Origin of the sequence: Neisseria blantyrii (assembly GCF_962747855.1) — a bacterium.
GTDB classification, from domain to species: domain Bacteria; phylum Pseudomonadota; class Gammaproteobacteria; order Burkholderiales; family Neisseriaceae; genus Neisseria; species Neisseria viridiae.
Map to the genome: position 1 here is coordinate 261,212 of NZ_CAUIZY010000001.1, position 24,421 is coordinate 285,632.

Genomic DNA, 24,421 nt, shown 5'->3' on the forward strand with positions numbered 1-24,421 from the left:
CAATGCCGTCTGAAAGCCTTTCAGACGGCATTGTGCTTTCAGAGTTAAATCGAATATTCAATCAGTTCGTTTTGAGAGAAGACATAAACCTGTTTCGGAATCAGATTCAATTCTTTACCTTCGGCGATTGGGTAACGCGCGGCATCGCTGCCAGCCAGCGTGATATGCACGTCCTGTTTGCCGTGTTTCACCAAAACGTGCGTCAATGCGCCGACGGCGTGGATTTTTTCGATTTTGGCACGAATCATCGGGGTTTCGTTTTCAGCGGCAAGTTGCCATTCGTGTGGGCGGATATAGCCGATAGCGGTTTGTTCCTGCCATTTGTAGTGCGCGTCCAATTTCCACGCGAAGCCGTTGTAGTGCCAGATGCCTTTTTCGATGCGACCTTCAAAAGCGTCGGTTTCGCCTAAGAACTCGGTAACGAAGGCGTTTTCGGGTTTGCGGTAAATGGCTTCGGCGCTGCCGGTTTGTTCGATTTTGCCGTGGTTCATGACGACGATTTCGTCGGAAACTTCGAGGGCCTCTTCTTGGTCGTGTGTCACCAAAATGCTGGTTACGCCTAGGTTGTGATGGATGTCGCGCAACCAGGTGCGTAATTCTTTGCGCACTTTGGCATCCAGTGCGCCGAAGGGTTCGTCCAGAAGCAGGAGTTTCGGTTCGACCGCAAGCGCACGGGCAAGGGTGATGCGTTGGCGTTGGCCGCCGGAGAGTTGGTGCGGATAGGATTTGGCGAGGTGGGAGAGCTGCACGAGTTTGAGCAATTCTTCGACTTTGGTGCGGATTTGTTCTTTGGACGGGCGTTCGGACTTGGGCAATACGGTCAAACCGAAAGCGACGTTGTCAAACACGTTCATATGGCGGAAAAGGGCGTAGTGTTGGAACACGAAGCCGACTTTGCGCTCGCGCACATGTTTGGCGGTTACATCTTGCCCGTCAAACAGAATCTTGCCGCCGTCGGCGTTTTCCAGTCCGGCGATAATGCGTAAAAGCGTGGTTTTGCCGCAGCCGGACGGGCCGAGCAGGGAAACGAGTTTGCCGGTGGGGACGTTGAGGTTGATGTTTTTCAGCGCGTGGAAACTACCGAAGTGTTTGTTTAAGTTTTGAATGGTGATGCTCATACTGCTTTCCTTTCGGCGGCGGCGAGTTTTTTATCTTGTAATTTGGTGATGATGTTCTGCACCGCCAGCGTCGCCAGTGCTAAAAGTGCCAATACGCCGGAGAGGGCGAATGCGCCGGTGAAGTTGTATTCGTTGTAGAAGATTTCGACCAAAAGCGGGACGGTGTTGGTTTCGCCGCGTATGTGTCCCGATACCACGCTGACCGCGCCGAACTCGCCCATCGCGCGGGCGTTGGTGAGGATGATGCCGTAGAGTAACGCCCATTTGATGTTGGGCAGGGTAACGCGCCAAAACATCTGCCAGCCGCTTGCGCCGAGAATCAGCGCGGCTTGTTCTTCGCTGTCGCCCTGCGCCTGCATCAGCGGGATGATTTCGCGTGCAACAAAGGGGAAGGTAACGAACAGCGTCGCCAAAACAATGCCGGGGATAGCGAAGATAATCTGTATGCCTTGCGCTTCCAGCCGGCCGCCCAATGCCGTGTGCGCGCCGAACAATAAGACGAACATCAAACCGGCCACCACGGGTGATACGGAAAACGGCAAATCGAGCAGGGTGGTCAGCAACTGCTTGCCGCGAAAATCAAAACGGGTCAGCAGCCACGCCATCGCCACGCCCAAGACGGCATTGACGGGGACGACAATCAGCGCGGTAATCAGCGTCAATTTGATGGCAGACCACGCTTCGGAATCGCTTAAGGATTTCAGGTACAAATCCCAACCGCCTTTTAAGGCCTCGTAGAATACGGCAACCAAAGGCACAACCAACATCAGCAACAGAAAGCCCAAGGCGGTAGCAGTCAGCAATACGCGCAGCCAACGCGGTTCGGTCAGGTTGGGATTGGCGGAATAGGGTTTCATGTCGGTGGTGTTCTCTGGTTGGTTTTAAAATGTTTGGAGGTCGTCTGAAAAACTGTTTTTTGTGGGGCGGATTCGTTTTCAGACGGCCTTTTATCTTTTATAGATTAAAAGGGGAGCAAAAAACGTTCGGCTGCCGTCATTCCCGCGCAGGCGGGAATCCACCACAGGGCAACAGGAAAACAGAAAATAAATAAGGCAGCCGAAATTCACCAATGGATTCCCGCCTGCGCGGGAATGACGGTAACAGGTATTTCAGACGACCTCAACCCTTCGCGCCCGAACGCCTGCCCAACGCCCACTGCATCACGTTCAGCGCAAACAGGATGACAAACGAAACCAGCAGCATAAACAACGCTACCGCCGACGCGCCCTGCACGTCGAACTGTTCCAGTTTGCCCGTAATAATCAGCGGCAGGATTTCGGAAACCATCGGAATGTTGCCCGCGATAAAAATCACCGAGCCGTATTCCCCCGTTGCCCGCGCGAACATCATGCCCGCGCCTGTCAGGAGTGCCGGCGTGATTTCCGGCAGCAGCACGCGGCGGAACGTCGTAAAGCGGTTTGCGCCCAAAGTCGCCGCCGCTTCCTCATATTCGCCCGACAATTCCTCCAATACCGGCTGCACGGCGCGGACGATAAAGGGCAGGCTGACGACGACCAGCGCAATCCAAATGCCGACGGGCGTAAACGCGATTTTGATGCCTAAAGGCTCGAAAAAACGGCCTAACCAACCGTTGGGCGCATACAGGGTCGCCAACGCAATACCTGTTACCGCTGTCGGCAGAGCAAACGGCAAATCGACCAGCGCGTTCGCCAAGCCCTTGCCCGGAAATTCATAGCGCACCAACACCCACGCCACCAGCGTGCCGAACACGACATTGGTCAGCATCGCATAAAACGACATCCGCAAACTCAGCCACACCGCCGCCAACACGTTCGGCTCGGCAATCGTGTTCCAAAAGCCGCCCCAGCCGATTTCCGCCGCCTTCGCCGCCATCATCGCAAACGGCAAAACCACCAGAAGCGACAGGCACAATACGGTCAGGCCGAGGCTGATTTTGAAGCCGGGAAGGATGCCGGGTGTTTTGAGCAGTAACATGGTCGGTAAGGGTGGAAAATAAAGGCATTACTTTAACGATGCCGTCTGAAAAACGGAAAGAATGGAAAGTTTGGTGCAAAGACGAATTTGTTATAAAGCGGTTGGCAGTTTCTCAAGCGGGCGTGATGTTTTAAAATATAGTGGATTAACAAAAATCAGGACAAGGCGACGAAGCCGCAGACAGTACAAATAGTACGGAACCGATTCACTTGGTGCTTCAGCACCTTAGAGAATCGTTCTCTTTGAGCTAAGGCGAGGCAACGCCGTACTGGTTTTTGTTAATCCACTATAACGCCTTGTTTTGACGGAAAACCATCATATAAAGGAACACTTATGCAGATTTTATCTTTTCAGGCGGACATTGCGGAACGTATGCTGGAAGGCACGGAAGGCGAGTCGGTCAACGAAAACGCACAATTCGTCCGCACGGACAACGGCTATTGGATTGCGTGGCATGAAGGCGTGGCGGCACTGCTTGCGCCCGATACGCCGCCGGGCATTCCCTGTTTTTGGGTAGAGGGCGCGGAAAGCCTTGAAGAGTTGTGCGCCATGGTGGAACGCGGCGAGTTTGACGAAGTGGAAGAGTTTGAAGGCGATGATGACGCGTGGCTCGAAGCGGCTAAAGGTTGCGGACACCGCGGCGATGCTTGCGCCTGCGGACATTGATTCGGACTTCCCGTAAAAAATGCCGTCTGAAATGTGTTCAGACGGCATTTTGCCGGTTTGCGGCTTATGCGGCAAAACGTTTGGCAACCTCGTCCCAGTTGACGATTTCCCAAAAACCTTTCAGGTAGTTGGGACGGCTGTTGCGGTAGTCGATGTAATAGGCGTGTTCCCACACGTCGCAAGTCAAGAGCGGCGTGTTTTCAGTGGTCAGCGGCGTAGCGGCGTTGGAAGTGGAAACCAAATCCAATCCGCCGGCAGGGGTTTTCACCAGCCACGCCCAACCGGAGCCGAAAGTACCGGCCGCGCAGGCATTGAACGCTTCTTGGAATTTTTCGAAGCTGCCCCATTTCGCGTCGATGGCGGCTGCCAGTTCGCCGGCAGGCTTGCCTTGACCTTTGGGCGTGAAACCCAGCCAGTAGAAGGTGTGGTTCCAAGTTTGCGCCGCGTTGTTGAACACGCCGCCCGAAGATTTTTTCACAATCTCTTCCAAAGGCAGGTTTTCAAATTCGGTGCCTTTGATTTGATTGTTCAGGTTGGTGATGTAGGTTTGATGGTGTTTGCCGTAGTGGAATTCCAAAGTCTCTTTGCTCAGATGCGGGGACAATGCGTCCAGTTCATAAGGCAGTTGCGGCAGCTTATGTTCCATTTTGTACTCCTAATATTGTTTTAAATGTTGTATTTTGGCAGTGTTGCTGCAAACGAATCGGCAGCTCACGCATTCTACCTGTTTTGAGGGATGGAAACTAATTGAACCTGCTTTACGCTATAATAAAAAAATGCAATTTCGGCACAATAGATAGGATGCACCATGAACGATTACGCAGCTATGCCGTCTGAAGACCGCGAGGTCGGCGCATTGTCGCTGCCCCCCCATTCGATGGAGGCGGAGCAGTCTGTTTTGGGCGGTTTGATGCTGGAAAATCCGGCATGGGACAGGATTGCCGATGTGGTTTCGGGAGAGGATTTCTACCGCCACGAACACCGCCTGATTTTCCGATCCATTGCCAAGCTGATCAACGAAAGCCGTCCCGCCGATGTGATTACGGTTCAGGAAGATTTGCAGCGGAACGAAGAATTGGAAGCGGCAGGCGGATTTGAATACCTGATTACGCTGGCGCAAAACACCCCGTCCGCCGCCAACATCCGCCGTTATGCCGAAATCGTGCGCGAGCGTTCCATTATGCGCCAACTCGCCGAAGTGGGGACGGAAATCGCCCGCAGCGCATACAATCCGCAAGGCAGGGACGCGGGGCAGCTTTTGGACGAGGCGGAAAACAAAGTATTCCAAATCGCCGAAAGCACCGCCAAATCCAAACAGGGCTTTTTGGAGATGCCCGATTTGCTGAAAGAAGTCGTACAGCGCATCGATATGCTCTACTCGCGCGACAATCCCGATGAAGTAACCGGAGTGCCGACGGGGTTCATCGACCTCGACAAAAAAACCTCGGGCCTTCAGCCCGGAGACCTGATTATCGTCGCCGGCCGCCCGTCTATGGGTAAAACCGCCTTTTCTATCAATATCGCCGAACACGTTGCCGTAGAGGGCAAGCTGCCCGTTGCCGTCTTCTCGATGGAGATGGGCGGTGCGCAACTGGTCATGCGTATGCTCGGCTCGGTCGGACGGTTGGATCAAAGCGTCTTGAAAACAGGCAGGTTGGAAGACGAACACTGGGGTCGTCTGAACGAAGCAGTCGTCAAACTTTCCGACGCACCTATGTTTATTGACGAAACCCCGAATCTGACCGCCCTCGAGCTGCGCGCCCGTGCCCGCCGTCTCGCCCGTCAATTTAACAATAAGCTTGGATTGATCGTCATTGACTACCTGCAATTGATGGCGGGATCCGGCCGTTCCGACAACCGCGCTTCGGAGCTTGGCGAAATTTCCCGTTCCCTCAAAGCCTTGGCGAAAGAATTGCAGGTTCCTATCATCGCTTTGTCTCAGTTGAGCAGGACGGTCGAATCGCGTACCGACAAACGCCCGATGATGTCCGACCTTCGCGAGTCTGGCGCAATCGAGCAAGATGCCGACCTGATTATGTTCATGTACCGCGACGAATACTACAACCAAGACTCACCCATGAAAGGCCTTGCCGAATGTATTATCGGCAAACACCGCAACGGTCCGGTCGGAAAAGTTGTCCTGACATGGATGGGGCAGTTTACCAAATTCGACAATGCTGCCTATGTTCCCGAGGAGGCAAAGATAGAAGATTAAATGGTTATATAAAAATTTATTAGGCGAAATCAGGCAAAATCGTTTAAAATCATGCTTAGAGATTGCCCTAAAAAATAAAATGCGGTCTTGAGGCATTTTTGCATTCAGACGGCATATAATTGAAAATACATTACCAGTTAACGTCCTATTGCTTATATGTGTACACGAAAACAACAAGGTTTCACGCTAATAGAGCTGCTTATCGTGATGGTCATCGCAGCCATTATGGCGATGATAGCCCTCCCCAGTATGAGCCGGTGGATTGCATCCCGCCGCATTGCCAGTCATGCGGAGCAGGTTGCCAACCTTTTGCGTTTCTCCAGGGGCGAAGCCGTCCGGCTCAATCTCCCTGTCTATATCTGTCCTGTTCAAGTTAAAAAAGACGGTACGGTCAACAACCAGTGCGACTTCGGCAAGAAGGGGCAGGGAGTGTTGGCTTTCGGCGACAAAAACGGCAATAAGGCATATGACGGCGATGCGGCGGATGTTTTCCTCCGCAGCGTGGTGTTGAATGATGCCGACGACAGCCGGATTAATTATACCTTCAACCATATCGCTTTCGGTTCGTCTCAGCCGACCGCCGAGCGTGTTGTTTGGACTTTCAACCAAAACGGGGCATTCGGCTATTCTCCCGATCAGAATCTCGCGCGTACTTCCAGATTTGTTTACTCCGACGGTTATATCCAAATCGTGCTGACAGATGCGAAGGCGGTTTCCGCCGATGAAAAGAAATTCCGTTCGGCGGTGGTTTTGATTGACAGCAGCGGCAGGGTTGAGGTTTGCCCTAGAAACGATACGCGTGCCGTATGCCAACATCAATGACTGTTTTAGTCGGTTTGGGAAATAAAAAATGAAGAATAATGATTGCTTCCGCCTGAAAAATCCCCAGTCCGGTATGGCGCTGATAGAAGTCTTGGTCGCTATGCTCGTTCTGACCATCGGTATTTTGGCACTATTGTCCGTGCAGTTGCGGACAGTCGCTTCCGTCAGGGAGGCAGAGACGCAAACCATCGTCAGCCAAATCACGCAAAACCTGATGGAGGGAATGTTGATGAATCCGACCATTGATTCGGACAGCAACAAGAAAAACTATAATCTTTACACAGGGTCGTACACCCCTTCTTCCTCTGACGGCGATTTCACGCTTAATAATTTGAAAACCAAGAAGGATTTGGCAAAAGCCCAGTTGGACAGGTTCGGTTATGAATTGAAAAATGCCTTGCCGGATGCAGCCGGTATCCATTACGCCGTCTGCAAGGATTCGTCGGGTAACGCGCCGACATTGTCCGACAGCGGTACTTTTTCTTCAAATTGCGACAATAAGGCAAATGGGGATACTTTGATTAAAGTATTGTGGGTAAATGATTCGGCAGGGGATTCGGATATTGCCCGTACGAATCTTGAGGCGAACGGCGACAATATCGTATATACCTATCAGGCAAGGGTCGGAGGTCGGGAATGAGACGTAAAATGCTAAACGTACCAAAAGGCAGTTATGATGGTATGAAGGGTTTTACCATTGTTGAATTCTTGGTTGCGGGCCTGCTCAGTATGATTGTCCTGATGGCGGTCGGTTCGAGTTACTTTACATCTCGGAAATTAAATGATGCGGCAAACGAGCGTCTTTCCGCGCAACAGGATTTGCGGAATGCGGCAACATTGATTGTCCGCGACGCAAGAATGGCGGGGGGCTTCGGTTGTTTCAATATGTCCGAGCATCCTGCAACTGATGTTGTTTCCGATACGGCGCAACAAAACCCCCTTTTTTCCTTAAAAAGGAACGGTATAGATAAACTTATCCCTGTGGCGGAATCTGCAAATATCGGCTATCCGGGTTTTACCCAGTCCGGTAAGGCATTGATTTTCCAATACGGTATCGACGATGCTAATGCAAACGCCGCGACTACCGTCGTCAGCAGTTGTGCCGCAATATCAAAACCGGGCAAGCAAATCTCTACATTAGAAAATGTAAAAAAAGAATTGAAGATTTCGGATACGGATAACAGGCAAAATGGCAATATTGCGCGCCAAAGGCATGAGGTCAATGCCTATGCGGTCGGCAAGATTTCTGATGAGGAGGGGCTGTTCCGCTTCCAATTGAATGATAGCGGCGGGTGGGGTAATCCCCAGTTGCTCGTGAAAAAGATTACCCATATGAATGTGCGGTATGTCTATGTTTCCGACTGCCCTGAAGATGGAGATGCCGGCAAAGAGGAAAAATTCAAATATACGGATAAATTCGACAGCTCCAAAGGTGCTGTTACGCCCGCCGGGGTGGAGGTTTTATTGAATAGCGGTACCGATGCCAAGATTGCCGCTTCTTCAGACAATAATATTTATGCTTACCGTATCGATGCGACAATACGCGGGGGAAATGTATGCGCAAACAGAACGCTTTGACGGGAATCCCGACTTCTGACGGACAGAGGGGGTTCGCACTGTTTATCGTGCTGATGGTTATGATAGTAGTGGCCTTTTTGGTTGTGACTGCCGCGCAGTCTTACAATACCGAGCAGCGGATCAGTGCCAACGAATCAGACAGGAAATTGGCTTTGTCTTTAGCCGAGGCGGCTTTGCGGGACGGCGAATTTCAGGTTTTGGATTTGGAATATACTACGGACAGTAAGGTTACATTTAGCGAAAACTGTGAAAACGGCCTGTGTACCGCAGTTAATGTGCGGACAAATAATGATAATGAAGAGGCTTTTGACAATATCGTGGTGCAAGGCGAGCCTACCGTTGAAGCGGTGAAGCGTTTTTGTCCTGCAAATTCTACCAACCTGTGCATTGACAATAAAGGGATGGTATATGGGAAAGGCACAGGAAGCGTCAGCAAAATGCCGCGCTATATTATCGAATATTTGGGTGTGAAGAACGGTCAGAATATTTACAGGGTTACTGCCAAGGCTTGGGGTAAGAATGCCAATACCGTGGTCGTCCTTCAATCTTATGTAAGCAATAATGATGAGCAATAAAATGGAACAAAAAGGGTTTACATTGGTTGAGGTGATGATAGTTGTCGCGATACTCGGCATCATCAGCGTCATTGCCATACCTTCTTATCAAAGTTATATTGAAAAAGGCTATCAGTCCCAGCTTTATACGGAGATGGTCAGTATCAACAATGCTTTCAAGCAGATTATTTTGAAAAATCCCGGGGAAAGTAATCAGAAACTTGATGCGGAACTGAAAAAGTTTGCACCGGCCTATAAGATGAATCCGAAAATTGCCGAAAAATATAGTGTTTCGGGGGAGTTTGTCGATGCGGCAAAATCAAGGGCATACAGGTTGGTCGGCGTTCCGAAGGCAGGTACGGGTTATACCTTGTCGGTATGGGTAAACAGCGTGGGCGACGGATACAAATGCCGCGATGCCGCTTCTGCCCGGGCTCATTTGGAAACCTTGTCCGCAGATGCCGGTTGTGAGGCTTTCTCTAACCGTAAAAAATAGGGCTGTTTTGCCGATGCCGTCTGAAAATCAATTTTCAGACGGCATTTTTATGGGTATTTTGAAATGAGTTATGCCATCAACCATCCCAAGATGCCTGACGAGCCGACCCCTATCAATACGGTAAGCAGCATAGAAAAACGGCAGGCTGCAAAGGCGGTTAATGCGATGGCAATAAGTTCGTGCGGTTTGTCTGATACAAAATAGGGGGCAATAACGGAAATGAGGACGCAGCCCGGCGCGGCTTCCATAACAGTTTGGGCGCGACGGCTTAGGGCTCGGTTACGCAGTGCGAAAAATCCTATCAGACGTGTAGAGTAGGTTACGGCAAGCATAGAGGCAAACAACAGGAATGATTGGAGCGACAGCAAATCTTTCATTTTTGTTCTCCCCAGAGATAAGCCGATAACAGACCGGACAGTGCGCCGGCGGGAACATACCACGCGCCTTCAACGGTCAGATAAACTGCTGATGCGACAATCAGGCTAACAAACCAAGGTCTTGATGCGGAAAAACTTTTCCACATACCTCTCAATAAAACCAGAAATACGGCAGGAAACGCCATGCCGAATCCCCAAGCGGCCACATTGCCGAACATAGGTCCTACTGCCGCGCCGAAAGTGGCAAATCCTATCCAAGTAATGTAGAGGATAAAGCATACGCCCATATAAAAAGGCATATTGAATGCGGGCAAGCCGGCTGCTTTCCGTTTTTGGATTTCGGAGAATGCCATCGCCCAGCTTTCATCACACATAAAAAACAGTGCGGGCACGGCTTTTTTCAGCGGTATTTCTTTCATGTGCGGGGCAAGTGCCGCCCCCATCAGGATATGCCGCGAATTAATCATAAAGGTTACGGTGGCGATGAGCAGTATCGGCAGAGGTTCCGCCCACAGGTTTACCGTTGCAAATTCGGAGCCGCCGGCAAAGTTCATCCCCGTCATCAACAACATCTCCAGCCAACTCATGCCTTTTTGCCCACCCTGCATACCGAGTATTAATGCCCAAGGCAGAAGTCCGATAAGTATGGGTGAGCTTTTTTTTATGCCGCGTATAAATTCGTTACGGGGCGAGCTTATGTGTGTCATGTTAATATTGATATGTAAGAAGGTCGGGCATTATACACAGACGGAGTATTTCAAAACAAAACCTATTTGCTGTGTTTCAGTGTAAACACGGCTTGTGTATAATCCACCATCTTTAGACAGACCGACCGTATGCGGGAGTAAGGCAATGAATATTGAAGTAGAAATGAAAGTATTGGACGAACGGATGGCGGATTTTGTCCCTACCTATGCAACGGAGGGTTCTGCAGGTTTGGATTTGCGCGCCTGTTTGGATAAGGAAGTCGTTTTGCAGCCGGGCGAAACGTTGCTTGTACCGACAGGTTTGGCGGTTTATTTGGCGAATCCCGCATACGCCGCCGTTTTGCTTCCCCGTTCCGGATTGGGGCATAAACACGGTATTGTCTTGGGCAATTTGGTCGGCTTGATCGACTCCGATTATCAGGGGGAGTTGAAGGTGTCGTTATGGAACAGAAGCAGCGAACCGTTTGCCGTTAAGCCGTTTGAGCGTATCGCGCAGATGGTTGTCGTGCCAATCGTGCAGGCGCGTTTCAAACGTGTCGAAGAATTTGTCGGAAGCAGCCGGGGTGAGGGCGGCTTCGGCAGTACGGGTTTGCATTGAATATAAAATGCCGTCTGAAGAGCACGTCAGGTTCAGACGGCATATCTTCCGATATACCGACAACCGGAGAAAATCATGAATACCTTACTCAAGCAGCTCAAACCCTATCCCTTTGCCCGACTGCGCGAGGCGATGCAGGGCATTTCCGCTCCCGAAGGTCTGGAAGCCGTCCCCCTCCATATCGGCGAGCCCAAACATCCGACACCGAAAGTCATTACGGATGCGCTGACCGCCTCATTGCACGAGTTGGAAAAATATCCGCTGACTGCGGGTCTGCCTGAACTGCGTCAGGCGTGTGCGAACTGGTTAAAACGCCGTTATGACGGCTTGACAGTGGATGCGGATAATGAAATTCTGCCGGTTTTGGGCAGTAGGGAGGCGTTGTTTTCTTTTGTCCAAACCGTGTTGAACCCTGCTTCAGACGGCATCAAACCCGTAATCGTCAGCCCGAATCCCTTTTATCAGATTTATGAAGGTGCGACACTTTTGGGCGGCGGTGAAATCCATTTTGCCAATTGCCCCGCACCGTCTTTCAACCCCGATTGGCGCAGTATTTCCGAAGAGGTTTGGAAACGTACCAAACTGGTATTCGTCTGCTCGCCCAACAACCCCAGCGGCAGCGTGCTGGATTTGGACGGATGGAAAGAAGTTTTTGATTTGCAGGACAAATATGGTTTCATTATTGCCTCGGACGAATGCTATTCCGAAATCTATTTCGACGGCAACAAGCCTTTGGGCTGCCTGCAGGCCGCTGCACAGTCGGGGCGAGGCAGGCAAAAACTGCTTATGTTTACCAGTTTGTCCAAGCGGTCCAATGTTCCTGGCCTGCGTTCCGGATTTGTTGCGGGAGATGCGGGATTACTTAAAAATTTCTTGCTTTACCGAACTTATCACGGCAGTGCAATGAGCATTCCCGTGCAGCGTGCCAGTATTGCCGCCTGGAATGACGAACAACACGTTATTGACAACCGCCGCCTGTATCAGGAAAAATTTGAGCGCGTTATTCCTATTTTGCAACAGGTATTTGACGTTAAATTACCGGATGCCTCGTTTTACATCTGGTTGAAAGTCCCCGATGGCGACGATTTGGCATTTGCACGCAATTTATGGCAAAAAGCCGCTATCCAAGTATTGCCCGGACGTTTTTTGGCGCGGGATACCGAACAGGGCAATCCCGGGGAAGGTTATGTGCGTATCGCTTTGGTTGCCGATGTCGCAACTTGTGTCAAAGCTGCGGAAACTATTGTTTCCCTATATCGGTAAAGAATAAAAAATGCCGTCTGAACTTTTGTTCAGACGGCATTTTCAATATTTTACGGTTGAATTTGCTGTAACGGTATTTACTTCACTTTTAATCGGCTTGCCCGCAAACACGTTTAAACTTAAAATCCCCATGTTTGACACAATACCGAGCAGATTATGTTTTTTGTCCTTTCCCCTGCGAAAAACCTTAACGAAAAAGACCCTGCCCCTGTCAGCGAGTTTACCCAACCCGACCTGCTGGCAGAGTCCGAAATTCTAATGCAGCAGCTGCGCGAGCTTGCGCCGCAACAGATCGCCGAACTGATGCACGTTTCCGACAAAATCGCACTCTTAAACACCGAACGAAATGCGGCGTGGCACACGCCGTTTACGCCGGAAAACGCCAAACAGGCGGTCTTTATGTTCAACGGCGATGTTTACGAAGGTATGGATGCAAACACATTGGATACCAATCAAATACAATATCTGCAAAACCATGTCCGCCTGCTGTCCGGCCTGTACGGTCTTTTGCGCCCGTTAGACCTGATACAGCCTTACCGTTTGGAAATGGGGACGGCATTTGCCAATTTGCGCGGCAAGAATTTGTATGAGTTTTGGGGCGACATCATTATCAACCTTTTAAATGACACGCTTGCCCAAGCAGGCAGCAATACGCTTGTCAATCTTGCCTCACAGGAATATTTCAAGTCCGTCAACACGAGAAAACTTCGGGCGAGGCTGATTACCCCGATATTTAAAGACGAAAAAAACGGCAAATATAAAATCATCAGTTTTTACGCCAAGCGCGCGCGCGGATTAATGGTGCGCTATGCGGCAGAACACAATATTACCGATCCTGAAATGCTGAAAAATTTTAATTACGAAGGCTACGCATTCGATGACGCGGCTTCAAATGAAAGCGAATGGGTGTTTATGCGTTCGGAACAAATAAAGTGAAAACAATAAATTAAGTATTTTCCGAAAAAAGTGCTTGGCAAAATGTATAAACTTCATTATTATTCCTAATCTTCAAGAAGACGGAAGCGTGGCAGAGCGGTTTAATGCAACGGTCTTGAAAACCGTCGAGGGTTGATAGCCCTCCGTGAGTTCGAATCTCACCGCTTCCGCCAATCCTTGAGGTCAAAAACCAAATAAAAATGAAGTAGCATAAAGCATCGGCATTTTTATTTGGTTTTACTTCATCTTTCGGAAACGTGGCAGAGAGGCTGAATGCAGCGGACTCGAAATCCGCTGAGGGTGTAAATCCTCCGTGGGTTCGAATCCCACCGTTTCCGCCACAAAGCAAAACCGTCCTGATTCAGGGCGGTTCTTTTTGGCGCGAATCTGCACAATTACCATAAAAGAATCATTGGTTTACTATGATTTTCCGTAACGCCCTGCAACGAACCGCAATCGGCAGATGCTTTGATTACGGTTTTTATGGTAATTTTTGAGAATGGAAACTTGCCATAATAGTTAAAGCCCTTACTCCGTTTAATCCTGTTCGGGTCAGGGATGCGGGGAAGGTGGGTTTTATCAAGCTAGTGCGTTTTGATGTGAGAATGCCGTCTGAACCTTGGTTTCAGACGGCATTGCTATTACTGATACGGCTTTATTCGCAATTCAGGTCTCGGGTTTTTTCTGCAAATGAATCCATGGCGATTTGGCACAGTTGCTTGCGCTGATTCAAGTCGGCAGCAGGTAGGGCTTGGAATAGGAATTTAGTGTTGTTGCGTGCGAAATCTGCTTTGTTTCCGGCTTTGTTGTAACAGGTTTCGGCGCGTTTGAAATATTGTTGGCAAATCGGCGGCAGCTCGTCCATAGTCAGGGGCTTGCTCTTATGCATACCGTGTGCGGATGCGGGAAGGGCGGTTGCCAAAAGGATGCTAATCAGGATGGTTGGAACAGTTTTCATATTATTGTCTTTTCCTAGGGTCAAAACTAAAGATTATATGATTTATATCCAATGGGTGCGGCGTTTAATCATAATCAGGCAGATAGGGATAACTAATGCCGTCTGAACGATAAATGTTCAGACGGCATTTTTGCCTTTGTGCTTATAAGGCGTTTAGTGCCTGATTAAAGGTTACGCTCGGACGCATCGCTTGTGCGGCTTTTTCAGGATTGGCGGCGTAGTAGCCGCCGATGTCGGCCGCTTTGCCTTGTACGGCAGAGAGTTCTTCAACGATTTTGGCTTCGTCGGCAGTCAAAGCGGCTGCCAATGGTGCAAATGCGGCTTTCAGTTCGGCGTCTTTGTCTTGCGCCGCCAATTCTTGCGCCCAGTAGAGGGTAAGGTAGAAATGGCTGCCCCGGTTGTCGAGTTCGCCAGCTTTGCGTTTAGGCGATTTGTCGTTCAACAGCAGTTTTTCGGTGGCTGCATCCAAAGTGTCGGCGAGGACTTGGGCTTTGGTGTTGCCGGTTTTTTGCGCCAGATGTTCAAACGATACGGCGAGTGCGAGAAATTCGCCCAAAGAGTCCCAACGCAGGTGGTTTTCTTCGAGGAACTGTTGGACGTGTTTCGGTGCAGAACCGCCCGCACCGGTTTCAAACATACCGCCGCCATTCATCAATGGAACGATAGACAGCATTTTCGCGCTGGTGCCGAGTTCCAAAATCGGGAACAGGTCGGTCAGATAATCGCGCAGGACGTTGCCGGTTACAGAAATGGTGTCTTCGCCGTTTTTCAGACGGCCTAAGCTGAACTTGGCGGCTTCTTCAGGAGCGAGGATGCGGATGTCGAGGCCGTCGGTATCCAGTTCGGCAAGGTAGGCTTTAACCTTGGCGAGCAGGCTCTTGTCGTGCGGACGGTTTTCGTCGAGCCAGAATACGGCTGGCGTGTTGCTCAGGCGGGCGCGGTTGACGGCGAGTTGTACCCAGTCTTTGACGGGCGCGTCTTTGGTTTGGCACATACGCCAGATGTCGCCGGCTTCAACGTTGTGCTGCATCAGGACTTTGCCCGCTGCATCAATGACTTGAACTTGACCGTCGGCTTCGATTTCAAAGGTTTTGTTGTGCGAACCGTATTCTTCCGCCGCTTGCGCCATCAGTCCGACGTTGGGCACGGTACCCATGGTTGTCGGATCGAATGCGCCGTGTTCGCGGCAGAAGTCGATGGTTGCCTGGTAAACACCGGCATAGCTGCTGTCGGGAATGACGGCTTTTGTGTCTTGCGCTTTGCCGTCTTTATCCCACATACGGCCGGAGTTGCGAATCATTGCAGGCATAGAAGCATCAACGATGACATCGCTGGGGACGTGCAGGTTGGTGATGCCTTTGTCGGAATCGACCATCGCCAAATCGGGGTTGGCGGCGTAAACGGCGGCGATTTCGGCTTCGACGGCGGCGCGGGTGTCCGCATCCAGTTTGTCCAGATTGGCAAGCAGGTTGCCGAAGCCGTTATTGACGTTGACACCTGCGGCAGCCAGTTTGTCGCCGAATTTTTCAAAGACGGGCGCGAAGAACACTTTGACGGCGTGTCCGAAGATAATCGGGTCGGACACTTTCATCATGGTGGCTTTCATGTGCAGCGAGAACAATACGCCTTTAGCTTTCGCGTCTTGCACTTGTTCGGCAAGGAAGGCGAGCAGGGCTTTTTTGCTCATCACGGTCGCGTCGATGATTTCGCCGGCTTTCAGGGCAACGGGCTCGCGCAGCTCTTTTTTGTTGCCTTGTTTGTCGGTGAACACGATGGATACGGAAGTCGCATCGGGTACGGTAACAGATTGTTCGTTATGGAAAAAATCGCCGCTTTGCATGGTGGCAACGTGGGTTTTGGAGTCTTTGGTCCATGCGCCCATGCTGTGCGGATTTTTTTTCGCAAAGTTTTTCACCGCTTTAGGCGCGCGGCGGTCGGAGTTGCCTTCGCGCAAAACGGGGTTGACCGCGCTGCCTTTGATGCGGTCGTAACGTTCGCGCACGGCTTTTTCTTCATCGGTTTGAGGGTCGGCAGGATAGTCGGGAACGGCAAAGCCTTTTGCCTGCAATTCTTTAATCGCGGCAGTCAGTTGCGGTACGGATGCGCTGATATTCGGCAGTTTGATCACGTTTGCATCGGGCTGTTTCACCAGTTCGCCCAACTCGGCAAGCGCATCGTTTACGCGCTGCGCTTCGGTCAGATATTCGGGGAATGCCGCCAAAATGCGGCCGGACAGGGAAATGTCGGCAGTTTTGACCTCGATGCCGGCGTGGCGGGCAAACGCCTGCACAATCGGCAGCAGAGATTGGGTCGCCAGCGCGGGGGCTTCGTCGGTATGGGTATAAACAATGGTGGATTTTTGAGTCATAGGATTATTCTCTTGTAGGTTGGTTTTTTCTTTTGAAACACATTGCGCGGGGAATGTGCGCGGCTATTATGGCATATTTTGGCGGCTTTGTTCGCGCTTTGTTCGATCTTGGCGCGTTTGAACGCGGCGGAGGGAAAAGAAGGGGAAAATGGTTTTCCCGCGTTTGGCGGCGGTGTCGGAGGTGCTGTGCCTGATGTGCGGCGGCACATTTTCGGTGAAATTGATTTTAATATTCGGTAACTGTCGGAATATCTGCTAAAATTCCGCATTTTTCCGCACCGGGACACTCGGGGCGTATGTTCAATTTGTCGGAATGGAGTTTTAGGGATATGGGGTTGAAAAAGGTCTGTCTGACAGTGTTGTGCCTGATTGTTTTTTGTTTCGGGATATTTTATACGTTTGACCGGGTAAATCAGGGGGAAAGGAATGCGGTTTCCCTGCTGAAGGACAAACTCTTCAATGAAGAGGGGGAACCGGTCAATCTGATTTTCTGCTATACCATATTGCAGATGAAGGTGGCAGAAAGGATTATGGCGCAGCATCCGGGGGAGCGGTTTTATGTGGTGCTGATGTCTGAAAACAGGAACGAAAAATACGATTATTATTTCAATCAGATAAAGGATAAGGCGGAGCGGGCGTATTTTTTCTACCTGCCCTACGGTTTGAACAAATCGTTTGATTTCATTCCGACGATGGCGGAGCTGAAGGTAAAGTCGATGCTGCTGCCGAAGGTCAAGCGGATTTATTTGGCAAGTTTGGAAAAAGTCAGCATTGCCGCCTTTTTGAGCACTTACCCGGATGCGGAAATCAAAACCTTTGACGACGGGACAGGCAATTTAATTCAAAGCAGCAGCTATTTGGGCGATGAGTTTTCTGTAAACGGGACGATCAAGCGGAATTTTGCCCGAATGATGGTCGGGGATTGGAGCATCGCCAAAACCCGCAATGCTTCCGACGAGCATTACACGATATTCAAGGGCTTGAAAAACATTATGGACGACGGCCGCCGCAAGATGACTTACCTGCCGCTGTTCGATGCGTCCGAACTGAAGGCGGGGGATGAAACGGGCGGCACGGTGCGGATACTTTTGGGTTCGCCCGACAAGGAGATGAAGGAAATTTCGGAAAAGGCGGCAAAAGATTTCAACATACAATATGTCGCGCCGCATCCCCGCCAAACCTACGGGCTTTCCGGCGTAACCGCGTTAAATTCGCCCTATGTCATCGAAGACTATATTTTGCGCGAAATTAAGAAAAACCCGCATACGAGGTATGAAATTTATACCTTTTTCAGCGGCGCGGCGTTGACGATGAAGGATTTTCCCAATGTACACGTTTACGCATTGAAACCGGCTTCCCTTCCGGAAGATTATTGGCTCAAGCCCGTTTATGCCCTGTTTACCCAATCCGGCATCCCAATTTTGACATTTGACGATAAAGATTAATCGCATAGCAAATCAAAATAGAAGATGGCGGAGTAAGTAAGGCAAAAATCAGGATATGGCGTATTTTTTGAATTGACGATAATTTCCGATTGCTTTGCGTGTGCTGAAATGACAAAGAAAATGCCGTCTGAAGGCTTCAGACGGCATTGTTCTGTTTCGGATGTTATTCCGGCGCACGGAAACTGTCGTGGCAGGATTTGCAGCTTGCACCGGTTTCGCCGTAGGCGGCTTTGATTTCATCCAGTTTGCCGGTTTGGGCGGCGGCGTTGAGTTTTTCGACGGCGGCGGCGAATTTTGTTTTTTCGGCTTCAAATTTTGCACCATCCGACCAAACGGCGGGCAGGGCGCGGCCGTTGCCTTGCGGGTCGGACTCAAAAAGCGTGAACGGTTTTTTGCTGCTTTCGGCAAACGCCGCAGCCGCCTGTTTGAATTTTTCGACATCGTAAGGCTCTTCGCCTTTGACCATTTTGCCCATACGCGAGAAGTCGGGCATCATAGATTTGAACGCGGCGGTGCGGTTTTCGGAAATTTCACCTTTGGGCTGTGCGGGCGCGCCGCCGTTTCCGCAGGCGGAAAGGAATAGGGCGAGGGCGGTTGCGGCAAGGCGGGTTTGAATGTTCATCGTGTTTCCTTTTCGGTTGAAACCCCGCCCTTTAGGGCGGTAGAATCAGATTTTATTTGGGAAGGGTGTAACCCCTTCCGAATCAGGACGGCACATAGGGCGACGCTTTATGTGTCGTCCTGTGTGTTGAAACATATTGAATGTGTCCTGTCGTGGTGGTATGGTTGTTGTCATTTTCAGCCGGCGCGATGCCGTCTGAAGGGCGTTATGATACCTGAAACAGGTTTGGGAAACGAGAAAGAAAGGAAAAACAATGGCTGTTTTAATTACCGGTGCTTCGGCAGGATTCGGCGAAGCGATGTGTCGCGCGTTTGTCGGGGCGGGATACCGCGTTATCGGTGCGGCGCGCCGCGCGGACAGGCTTCAGGCCTTGGCGGATGAATTGGGTGCTTTGTTTTACCCTTTGGAAATGGACGTGTCGCGCCGCGAGTCGGTGGAAAATGCCTTAAACGGCATCCCCGATGAATTTTCCGACATCGACTGCCTCATCAACAATGCCGGGCTGGCTTTGGGTCTGGACACGGCGGACAAGGCGGATTTTGAAGATTGGGAAACGATGATTCAAACCAATGTTTTGGGTTTGACGTTTCTGACGCGCAAGATTTTGCCGCAAATGGTGGAACGCGGCGGCGGCTATGTGATGAATTTGGGTTCGATTGCGGGTAATTATGCTTATGCCGGCAGCAACGTTTACGGAGCGACCAAGGCGTTTGTGCGCCAGTTCAGCCTGAATTTGCGCGCGGAGTTGGCGGATAAGAACATCCGCGTTACCAATATCGAGCCAGGTTTGTGCGGCAATACGGAGTTTTCCAACGTGCGCTTCAAAGGCGATGACGAGAGGGCGGCGGGCGTGTATGAGGGTGTGGCATTTATCCGCCCCGAAGATATTGCGGAAACCGCATTGTGGCTGTACCGCCGGCCGGCGCATATGAATGTGAACACGATTGAAATTATGCCCGTGGCGCAGACTTTTGCAGGAATGAAGGTCATAAAAAAAGCCGTGCCCGAAGTGCGGGAAGACTTTGAAAAACAGAGTATGTCGCTGTTTTCCCGCATCAGGTCTTGGTTCAAATGATGCGGAATGCCGTCTGAAGACAGTTTCAGACGGCATTTTTACGGGTATTTTTACGGAGTAGGCAATAAGCCCGACAATTTGGGGTTGCCTTCTTTCGGAATCGGGCGCGGATTGCCTTCCGCATCGATGGCGACATAAGTGAACACCGCCTCGGTTACGAGGTGGCGGTCTTCGGTAACGCAATCGTTCATCAAAGTTTTGACCCAGACTTCCACTTTAAGCTGGAGGGAAGTATTGCCCACACGGACGCAATGCCCGTAGCAGCAGACGACGTTGCCGACCTTGACCGGGCGGATGAAGTTCATTTCCTGAACGGCGACGGTAACGATGCGCCCCCGCGCGATTTCCGCCGCCAATATGCCGCCGCCCAAATCCATCTGCGACATAATCCAGCCGCCGAAAATGTCTTGGTTGGGATTGGTATCGCGCGGCATAGCGACGGTACGCAGGAGCAGTTCGCCTTGAGGGCGTTGGCGGTTGCCTTCTTCGTGCTGCATAAAGTTTCCTTGTTTTATTGAAAGATAAATCGGACCTGCACCCCTGCCCGAAATGGGAAGTCGGGAAGTGCGTAGTTTAACCCATTTGAGACATACAAGGGCGGGCGCGGGACAGATTCGCAAGGCGCATTGTAGGGTGGGGCTGTAGGGTGGTGGGCTTCAGCCCACCAATCCCGCCAAATCCTGCAAATTCCACCAAATCCTACTCTAAGCAGCTGAACCGTCATTCCCACGAAAGTGGGAATCTAGAATCTCGGGGTTTGGGCAACTGTTTTTATCCGATAAGTTTCCGTGCGGACAGGTCTGGATTCCCGCCTGCGCGGGAATGACGGGTTTCGAGATTACGGTGTTGTCGGGAATGACAGGAAATGGCGGGAATTGTGTAAAAAATGCCGTCTGAAACCGTTGGAAGCATCGGAAGCGTTGGAGTCGATGAATCGGTGGGCTGAACCCACCCTATAGCCACGCCACAGTTTACCTTGCAGCCAACCCTGCGGCGTACTCAAACCAACACAGAAACTTATATGCCGTCATTCCCGCGCAGGCGGGAATCCGAACACGTCCGCACGGAAACCCGCATCCCGTCATTCCCACGAAAGTGGGAATCTAGAATCTCGGGGTTTCAGTCATTTCCGATAGATTCCCGCCGCGTCGGGGGTCTGGATTCCCGCCTGCGCGGGAATGACGGGTTTCAAGATTGCGGTGTTGTCGGGGATGACGGTTCGGGTATTTCACTGCGCCCGTCCCGCGCCTGTAAACGGCAAGCGATTAAAAATGCCGTCTGAAGGTTCAGACGGCATCGGTGTCGGGAATCAGCGGGCTGTAGGGTGGGCTTCAGCCCACCAATCCCACCAAATCCTGCAAATTCCACCAAATCCTACCCTAAGCAACTGAACCGTCATTCCCACGGAAGTGGGAATCTAGAATCTCGGGGTTTCAGTCATTTCCGATAGATTCCCGCCGCGTCGGGGGTCTGGATTCCCGCCTGCGCGGGAATGACGGATTTCAAGATTACGGTGTTGTCGGGAATGACGGTTCGGGTATTTCACTGCGCCCGCCCCGCGCCTGTCAACGGCGAGTGCATCAAAAATGCCGTCTGAAGGTTCAGACGGCATCGGCATCGGGGAATCAGAAGCGGTAGCGCACGCCCAATGAGGCTTCGTGGGTTTTGAAGCGGGTGTTTTCCAAGTGTCCCCAGTAGTGGTAGCGGTATCCGGTGTCCAAGGTTAGGTTGGGTGTGATGTCGATGCCTACGCCTGCCACTGCGCCGAAGCCCACGCGGCGGATGCTGCGGTTATCGTGGATATTATTAATAACTTTTGGATATCCAGGTAGAGACGCATTGACACTAGGAACCTTAACATCAGCTTTATCTTCCACAGTAATACTGTGTCTGATTTTGCCTAAACCAACCCGTACGCCGGCATAGGGTTTGAAGCGGGTGCCGGTGTCGAAATCGTAGATGGCGGAGATGCCGTAGTTGGATTCGGCTTTGAATGTGCCTTTGTCGGTGTGGTCGGCAATTATTTTTACCTCAATAGGTCTGCCGGAAGTAGGTGTGACGGTTTTTGTTTCTTCTCCGTGAATATGCTTGCCATGTCTCCAGGTATTGTAACGGGCATAATCGAGAGCGATGCGCCAGTTGCCGAAATCGTAGCCGACGGAAAGGCGGGGGTGGATGGAATGGGTTTTGACGTTGCGGTAGTCGTCGAAGAGTTTGGCGTTGTCGCCGGGATAATCGTGGGTAATGTGTTCGTAGGCGTAGGCTAAATCTGCCTGCACATACGGGCCGCGGCCGCCGTCTTCATTTGCCGCCTGCGCTGCGGAAGAGAAGAGAAGAGAAGAGAAGAGAAGAGAAGAGAAGGGTTTTTTTGGGGGCTGGATTCATTTTCGGCTCCGTATTCGGTTTAACTGATTAAAAAAGAACGATTTTCACTGATGGTTCAAGGGCGGATTGTATCGGGTTTGGGGCGATGTTTCAATAAGAAACAATAAGAAAGCCGCCATTATGGTTTAATCTTGCGCGTTGCATCTGCCGGAAAGGCCTTGCGCCATTTTGAAGCAAGCCCTGCTTCGCCGCCTTGAAGGGCGGGGTTTAACTGTTAGGAAACAATGGCAAAGCGGCTTGTTTCTGTCAGACATTGTATGGGTTTTCTTTTCAATGATATATTTCCGCCTGTTTATGCAATATTTTCCGATTGATGGTTTTTATAGTGGATTAACAAAAACCGGTACGGCGTTGCCTCGCCTTAGCTCACAGAGAACGATTTTCTAAGGTGCTGAAGCACCAAGTGAATCGGTTCTGTACTGTCTGCGGCTTCGTTGCCTTGTCCTGATTTTTGTTAATCCGCTATGTAGTTGGTTAAAATAAAACTAAGCCAAGGAAGCACTGCCGTCATTCCCGCGCAGGCGGGAATCTAGGTCTGTCGGTGCGGAAACTTATCGGATAAAACGGTTTCTTCAGATTTTACGTTCTGGATTCCCACTTTCGTGGGAATGACGGGGATGTAGGTTCGTAGGAATGACGCGGTGCAGGTTTCCGTGCGGATGGATTCGTCATTCCCGCGCAGGCGGGAATCTAGGTCTGTCGGTGCGGAAACTTATCGGATAAAACGGTTTCTTCAGATTTTACGTTCTGGATTCCCACTTTCGTGGGAATGACGGGATGTAGGTTCGTAGGAATGACGCGGTGCAGGTTTCCGTGCGGATGGATTCGTCATTCCCGCGCAGGCGGGAATCTAGACCTTAGAACAACAGCAATATTCAAAGATTATCTGAAAGTCCGAGATTTTAGATTCCCGCTTTCGCGGGAATGACGAAAAGTGGTGGGAATGACGAAAAGTTGCGGGAATAACGAAAAGTTGCGGGAATGATGGTTAGGGCATTCCTTAAATCACCCGTGTATCGCTGTAAATCTTAGAGATGGCGGAATATAGTGGAATTAACAAAAACCAGTACGGCGTTGCCTTGCCTTGGCTCAAAGAGAACGATTCTCTAAGGTGCCCAAGCACCAAGTGAATTGGTTCCGTACTATCTGTACTGTCTGCGGCTTAGTCGCCTTGTCCTGATTTTTGTTAATCCACTATATCGCGATTTTTCGGCATCTGCCTTTCGGGGCGGCTTGTGTTTTGTGCGGGATGTCGTGTGTCGGAATGTTCGGATTGTCAGAAGCAATATAGGAGAAGATGATGTATGAGATAAAACAGCCTTTTCATAGCGGATACTTGCAGGTGTCTGAAATTCATCAAATTTATTGGGAAGAGTCGGGCAATCCCGACGGTGTGCCGGTCATTTTTTTACACGGCGGACCGGGGGCGGGGGCTTCGCCTGAATGTCGGGGTTTTTTCAATCCCGATGTGTTCCGCATCGTCATTATTGACCAGCGCGGTTGCGGACGTTCACGCCCGTATGCTTGTGCGGAAGACAATACGACTTGGGATTTGGTGGCGGATATTGAAAAAGTCCGTGAAATGCTGGGTATTGAAAAATGGCTGGTGTTCGGCGGTTCGTGGGGCAGCACTTTGTCGCTGGCTTATGCCCAAACCCATCCGGAACGGGTAAAGGGATTGGTATTGCGCGGGATATTTTTGTGCAGGCCGTCTGAAACGGCGTGGCTGAACGAGGCGGGCGGTGTGAGCCAGATTTATCCGGAACAATGGCAAAAATTTGTCGCGCCGATTGCTGAAAATCGGCGGAACCGGCTGATTGAGGCGTATCACGGATTGCTGTTTCATCAAGATGAAGAAGTGTGCCTGTCTGCCGCGAAGGCTTGGGCGAATTGGGAAAGCTATCTGATCCGTTTCGAGCCGGAGGAAGTGGATGAAGATGCTTATGCCTCACTGGCAATCGCGCGTTTGGAAAACCATTATTTTGTCAACGGCGGTTGGTTGCAGGGCAATAGGGCGATTTTGAACAATATCGGCAAAATACGGCATATCCCGACCATTATCGTGCAGGGGCGGTATGATTTGTGTACGCCGATGCAGAGTGCGTGGGAGCTGTCGAAAGCCTTTCCCGAAGCGGAGTTGAGGGTAGTTCAGACGGGGCATTGTGCGTTCGATCCGCCTTTGGCGGATGCGTTGGTTCAGGCGGTTGAGGATATTTTGACGCGACTTGTGTAGCGCGTTTTTGCGCTTACTTCCGTACGGGCAGGTTTGCTTCGGCAGCGAT

25 protein-coding genes and 2 tRNA genes are annotated in these 24,421 nt (G+C 50.9%); 15 read left to right on the plus strand and 12 right to left on the minus strand.

Translation table 11 applies throughout. The features are described 5' to 3' along the window. Positions 1 to 44: 44 nt before the first annotated feature. The 3 genes from Q9J80_RS01420 to cysT all read right to left on the minus strand — a co-directional run bounded on the left by Q9J80_RS01420 (position 45) and on the right by cysT (position 3,074). Positions 45 to 1,118 (minus strand): sulfate/molybdate ABC transporter ATP-binding protein, encoded by a 1,074-nt coding sequence (locus Q9J80_RS01420; RefSeq protein WP_301673640.1) that lies wholly within the window; start codon positions 1,116 to 1,118, stop codon positions 45 to 47. Next, on the minus strand, positions 1,115 to 1,975 hold the full coding sequence (gene cysW / locus Q9J80_RS01425) for a sulfate ABC transporter permease subunit CysW (RefSeq protein WP_301673641.1): 861 nt from the start codon (positions 1,973 to 1,975) through the stop codon (positions 1,115 to 1,117). Before cysW ends, Q9J80_RS01420 begins: the two co-directional genes overlap by 4 nt. Before the next feature lie 262 nt (positions 1,976 to 2,237). Continuing rightward, a complete protein-coding gene (cysT, locus tag Q9J80_RS01430; protein WP_301673642.1) occupies positions 2,238 to 3,074 on the minus strand; it encodes a sulfate ABC transporter permease subunit CysT in 837 nt (278 codons plus the stop codon). A gap of 333 nt (positions 3,075 to 3,407) precedes the next feature. Here cysT and Q9J80_RS01435 point away from each other — a divergent pair, with 333 nt between their 5' ends. Next, positions 3,408 to 3,740: a general secretion pathway protein GspG gene (locus Q9J80_RS01435; RefSeq protein WP_301673643.1), complete on the plus strand. Its 333-nt coding sequence runs from the start codon at positions 3,408 to 3,410 to the stop codon at positions 3,738 to 3,740. Between the two features lie 64 nt (positions 3,741 to 3,804). Here Q9J80_RS01435 and Q9J80_RS01440 read toward each other — a convergent pair whose 3' ends face one another. After that, entirely contained in the window at positions 3,805 to 4,386 is a 582-nt protein-coding gene (locus Q9J80_RS01440) for a superoxide dismutase (RefSeq protein WP_301667832.1), read from the minus strand. Between the two features lie 162 nt (positions 4,387 to 4,548). On the opposite strand from Q9J80_RS01440, the gene dnaB reads away from it, so the two are divergent. From dnaB to Q9J80_RS01470, 6 genes are all read left to right on the plus strand, one after another. After that, positions 4,549 to 5,955 (plus strand): replicative DNA helicase, encoded by a 1,407-nt coding sequence (gene dnaB, locus Q9J80_RS01445; protein ID WP_301673644.1) that lies wholly within the window; start codon positions 4,549 to 4,551, stop codon positions 5,953 to 5,955. 156 nt (positions 5,956 to 6,111) lie between these two features. Further along, entirely contained in the window at positions 6,112 to 6,777 is a 666-nt protein-coding gene (locus Q9J80_RS01450; protein WP_301673645.1) for a GspH/FimT family pseudopilin, read from the plus strand. Between the two features lie 28 nt (positions 6,778 to 6,805). Beyond that, positions 6,806 to 7,417: a type IV pilus modification protein PilV gene (pilV, locus tag Q9J80_RS01455; protein WP_301673646.1), complete on the plus strand. Its 612-nt coding sequence runs from the start codon at positions 6,806 to 6,808 to the stop codon at positions 7,415 to 7,417. Further along, on the plus strand, positions 7,414 to 8,355 hold the full coding sequence (locus tag Q9J80_RS01460; protein WP_301673647.1) for a PilW family protein: 942 nt from the start codon (positions 7,414 to 7,416) through the stop codon (positions 8,353 to 8,355). The genes pilV and Q9J80_RS01460 overlap by 4 nt, the downstream gene beginning before the upstream one ends. After that, positions 8,334 to 8,930, plus strand: coding sequence for a pilus assembly PilX family protein (locus Q9J80_RS01465; protein ID WP_301673648.1), 597 nt, complete (start codon positions 8,334 to 8,336; stop codon positions 8,928 to 8,930). Before Q9J80_RS01460 ends, Q9J80_RS01465 begins: the two co-directional genes overlap by 22 nt. Before the next feature lies 1 nt (position 8,931). Then, a complete protein-coding gene (locus tag Q9J80_RS01470; protein ID WP_301673752.1) occupies positions 8,932 to 9,405 on the plus strand; it encodes a PilX family type IV pilin in 474 nt (157 codons plus the stop codon). A 68-nt stretch (positions 9,406 to 9,473) separates the two neighbouring features. On the opposite strand, the gene Q9J80_RS01475 is transcribed toward Q9J80_RS01470, so the two are convergent. Together Q9J80_RS01475 and Q9J80_RS01480 are read right to left on the minus strand one after the other, a co-directional pair. Then, positions 9,474 to 9,782 carry an AzlD family protein gene (locus tag Q9J80_RS01475; RefSeq protein ID WP_301673649.1) on the minus strand — a complete coding sequence of 103 codons (309 nt, stop codon included), beginning with the start codon at positions 9,780 to 9,782 and terminating at the stop codon, positions 9,474 to 9,476. Then, positions 9,779 to 10,489 carry an AzlC family ABC transporter permease gene (locus tag Q9J80_RS01480; RefSeq protein WP_301673650.1) on the minus strand — a complete coding sequence of 237 codons (711 nt, stop codon included), beginning with the start codon at positions 10,487 to 10,489 and terminating at the stop codon, positions 9,779 to 9,781. Before Q9J80_RS01480 ends, Q9J80_RS01475 begins: the two co-directional genes overlap by 4 nt. Before the next feature lie 145 nt (positions 10,490 to 10,634). Here Q9J80_RS01480 and dut point away from each other — a divergent pair, with 145 nt between their 5' ends. From dut to Q9J80_RS01505, 5 genes are all read left to right on the plus strand, one after another. Further along, a complete protein-coding gene (gene dut, locus Q9J80_RS01485) occupies positions 10,635 to 11,087 on the plus strand; it encodes a dUTP diphosphatase (RefSeq protein WP_301673651.1) in 453 nt (150 codons plus the stop codon). Positions 11,088 to 11,162: 75 nt separating this feature from the next. Next, positions 11,163 to 12,350 (plus strand): succinyldiaminopimelate transaminase, encoded by a 1,188-nt coding sequence (gene dapC, locus Q9J80_RS01490; RefSeq protein WP_301673652.1) that lies wholly within the window; start codon positions 11,163 to 11,165, stop codon positions 12,348 to 12,350. 156 nt (positions 12,351 to 12,506) lie between these two features. Continuing rightward, positions 12,507 to 13,286: a peroxide stress protein YaaA gene (yaaA, locus tag Q9J80_RS01495; protein WP_301667824.1), complete on the plus strand. Its 780-nt coding sequence runs from the start codon at positions 12,507 to 12,509 to the stop codon at positions 13,284 to 13,286. A gap of 82 nt (positions 13,287 to 13,368) precedes the next feature. After that, positions 13,369 to 13,459: transfer RNA gene (locus Q9J80_RS01500), tRNA-Ser, on the plus strand. 78 nt (positions 13,460 to 13,537) lie between these two features. Then, a tRNA-Ser gene (locus Q9J80_RS01505) sits at positions 13,538 to 13,627 on the plus strand. 314 nt (positions 13,628 to 13,941) lie between these two features. On the opposite strand, the gene Q9J80_RS01510 is transcribed toward Q9J80_RS01505, so the two are convergent. Together Q9J80_RS01510 and Q9J80_RS01515 are read right to left on the minus strand one after the other, a co-directional pair. Then, on the minus strand, positions 13,942 to 14,244 hold the full coding sequence (locus Q9J80_RS01510) for a hypothetical protein (RefSeq protein WP_301673653.1): 303 nt from the start codon (positions 14,242 to 14,244) through the stop codon (positions 13,942 to 13,944). Between the two features lie 142 nt (positions 14,245 to 14,386). After that, entirely contained in the window at positions 14,387 to 16,612 is a 2,226-nt protein-coding gene (locus Q9J80_RS01515) for an NADP-dependent isocitrate dehydrogenase (RefSeq protein WP_304671465.1), read from the minus strand. A gap of 329 nt (positions 16,613 to 16,941) precedes the next feature. Between Q9J80_RS01515 and lst the strand changes: the two genes are divergently transcribed. Further along, on the plus strand, positions 16,942 to 18,057 hold the full coding sequence (gene lst, locus Q9J80_RS01520) for an N-acetyllactosaminide alpha-2,3-sialyltransferase (protein WP_304671466.1): 1,116 nt from the start codon (positions 16,942 to 16,944) through the stop codon (positions 18,055 to 18,057). A gap of 163 nt (positions 18,058 to 18,220) precedes the next feature. Here lst and Q9J80_RS01525 read toward each other — a convergent pair whose 3' ends face one another. Then, entirely contained in the window at positions 18,221 to 18,679 is a 459-nt protein-coding gene (locus tag Q9J80_RS01525) for a c-type cytochrome (protein WP_002213814.1), read from the minus strand. Between the two features lie 253 nt (positions 18,680 to 18,932). Here Q9J80_RS01525 and Q9J80_RS01530 point away from each other — a divergent pair, with 253 nt between their 5' ends. Further along, a complete protein-coding gene (locus tag Q9J80_RS01530) occupies positions 18,933 to 19,754 on the plus strand; it encodes an SDR family oxidoreductase (RefSeq protein WP_304671467.1) in 822 nt (273 codons plus the stop codon). A gap of 50 nt (positions 19,755 to 19,804) precedes the next feature. On the opposite strand, the gene yciA is transcribed toward Q9J80_RS01530, so the two are convergent. The 3 genes from yciA to Q9J80_RS01545 all read right to left on the minus strand — a co-directional run bounded on the left by yciA (position 19,805) and on the right by Q9J80_RS01545 (position 22,033). Then, positions 19,805 to 20,251, minus strand: a complete 447-nt coding sequence (yciA, locus tag Q9J80_RS01535) for an acyl-CoA thioester hydrolase YciA (protein WP_002230436.1) — start codon at positions 20,249 to 20,251, stop codon at positions 19,805 to 19,807. 207 nt (positions 20,252 to 20,458) lie between these two features. Next, a complete protein-coding gene (locus tag Q9J80_RS01540; protein WP_301673753.1) occupies positions 20,459 to 20,689 on the minus strand; it encodes a hypothetical protein in 231 nt (76 codons plus the stop codon). Positions 20,690 to 21,379: 690 nt separating this feature from the next. Beyond that, a complete protein-coding gene (locus Q9J80_RS01545) occupies positions 21,380 to 22,033 on the minus strand; it encodes an opacity family porin (protein ID WP_500796400.1) in 654 nt (217 codons plus the stop codon). A gap of 1,406 nt (positions 22,034 to 23,439) precedes the next feature. On the opposite strand from Q9J80_RS01545, the gene pip reads away from it, so the two are divergent. Next, a complete protein-coding gene (pip, locus tag Q9J80_RS01550; RefSeq protein WP_304671688.1) occupies positions 23,440 to 24,372 on the plus strand; it encodes a prolyl aminopeptidase in 933 nt (310 codons plus the stop codon). The last annotated feature ends 49 nt before the right edge of the window (positions 24,373 to 24,421 follow it).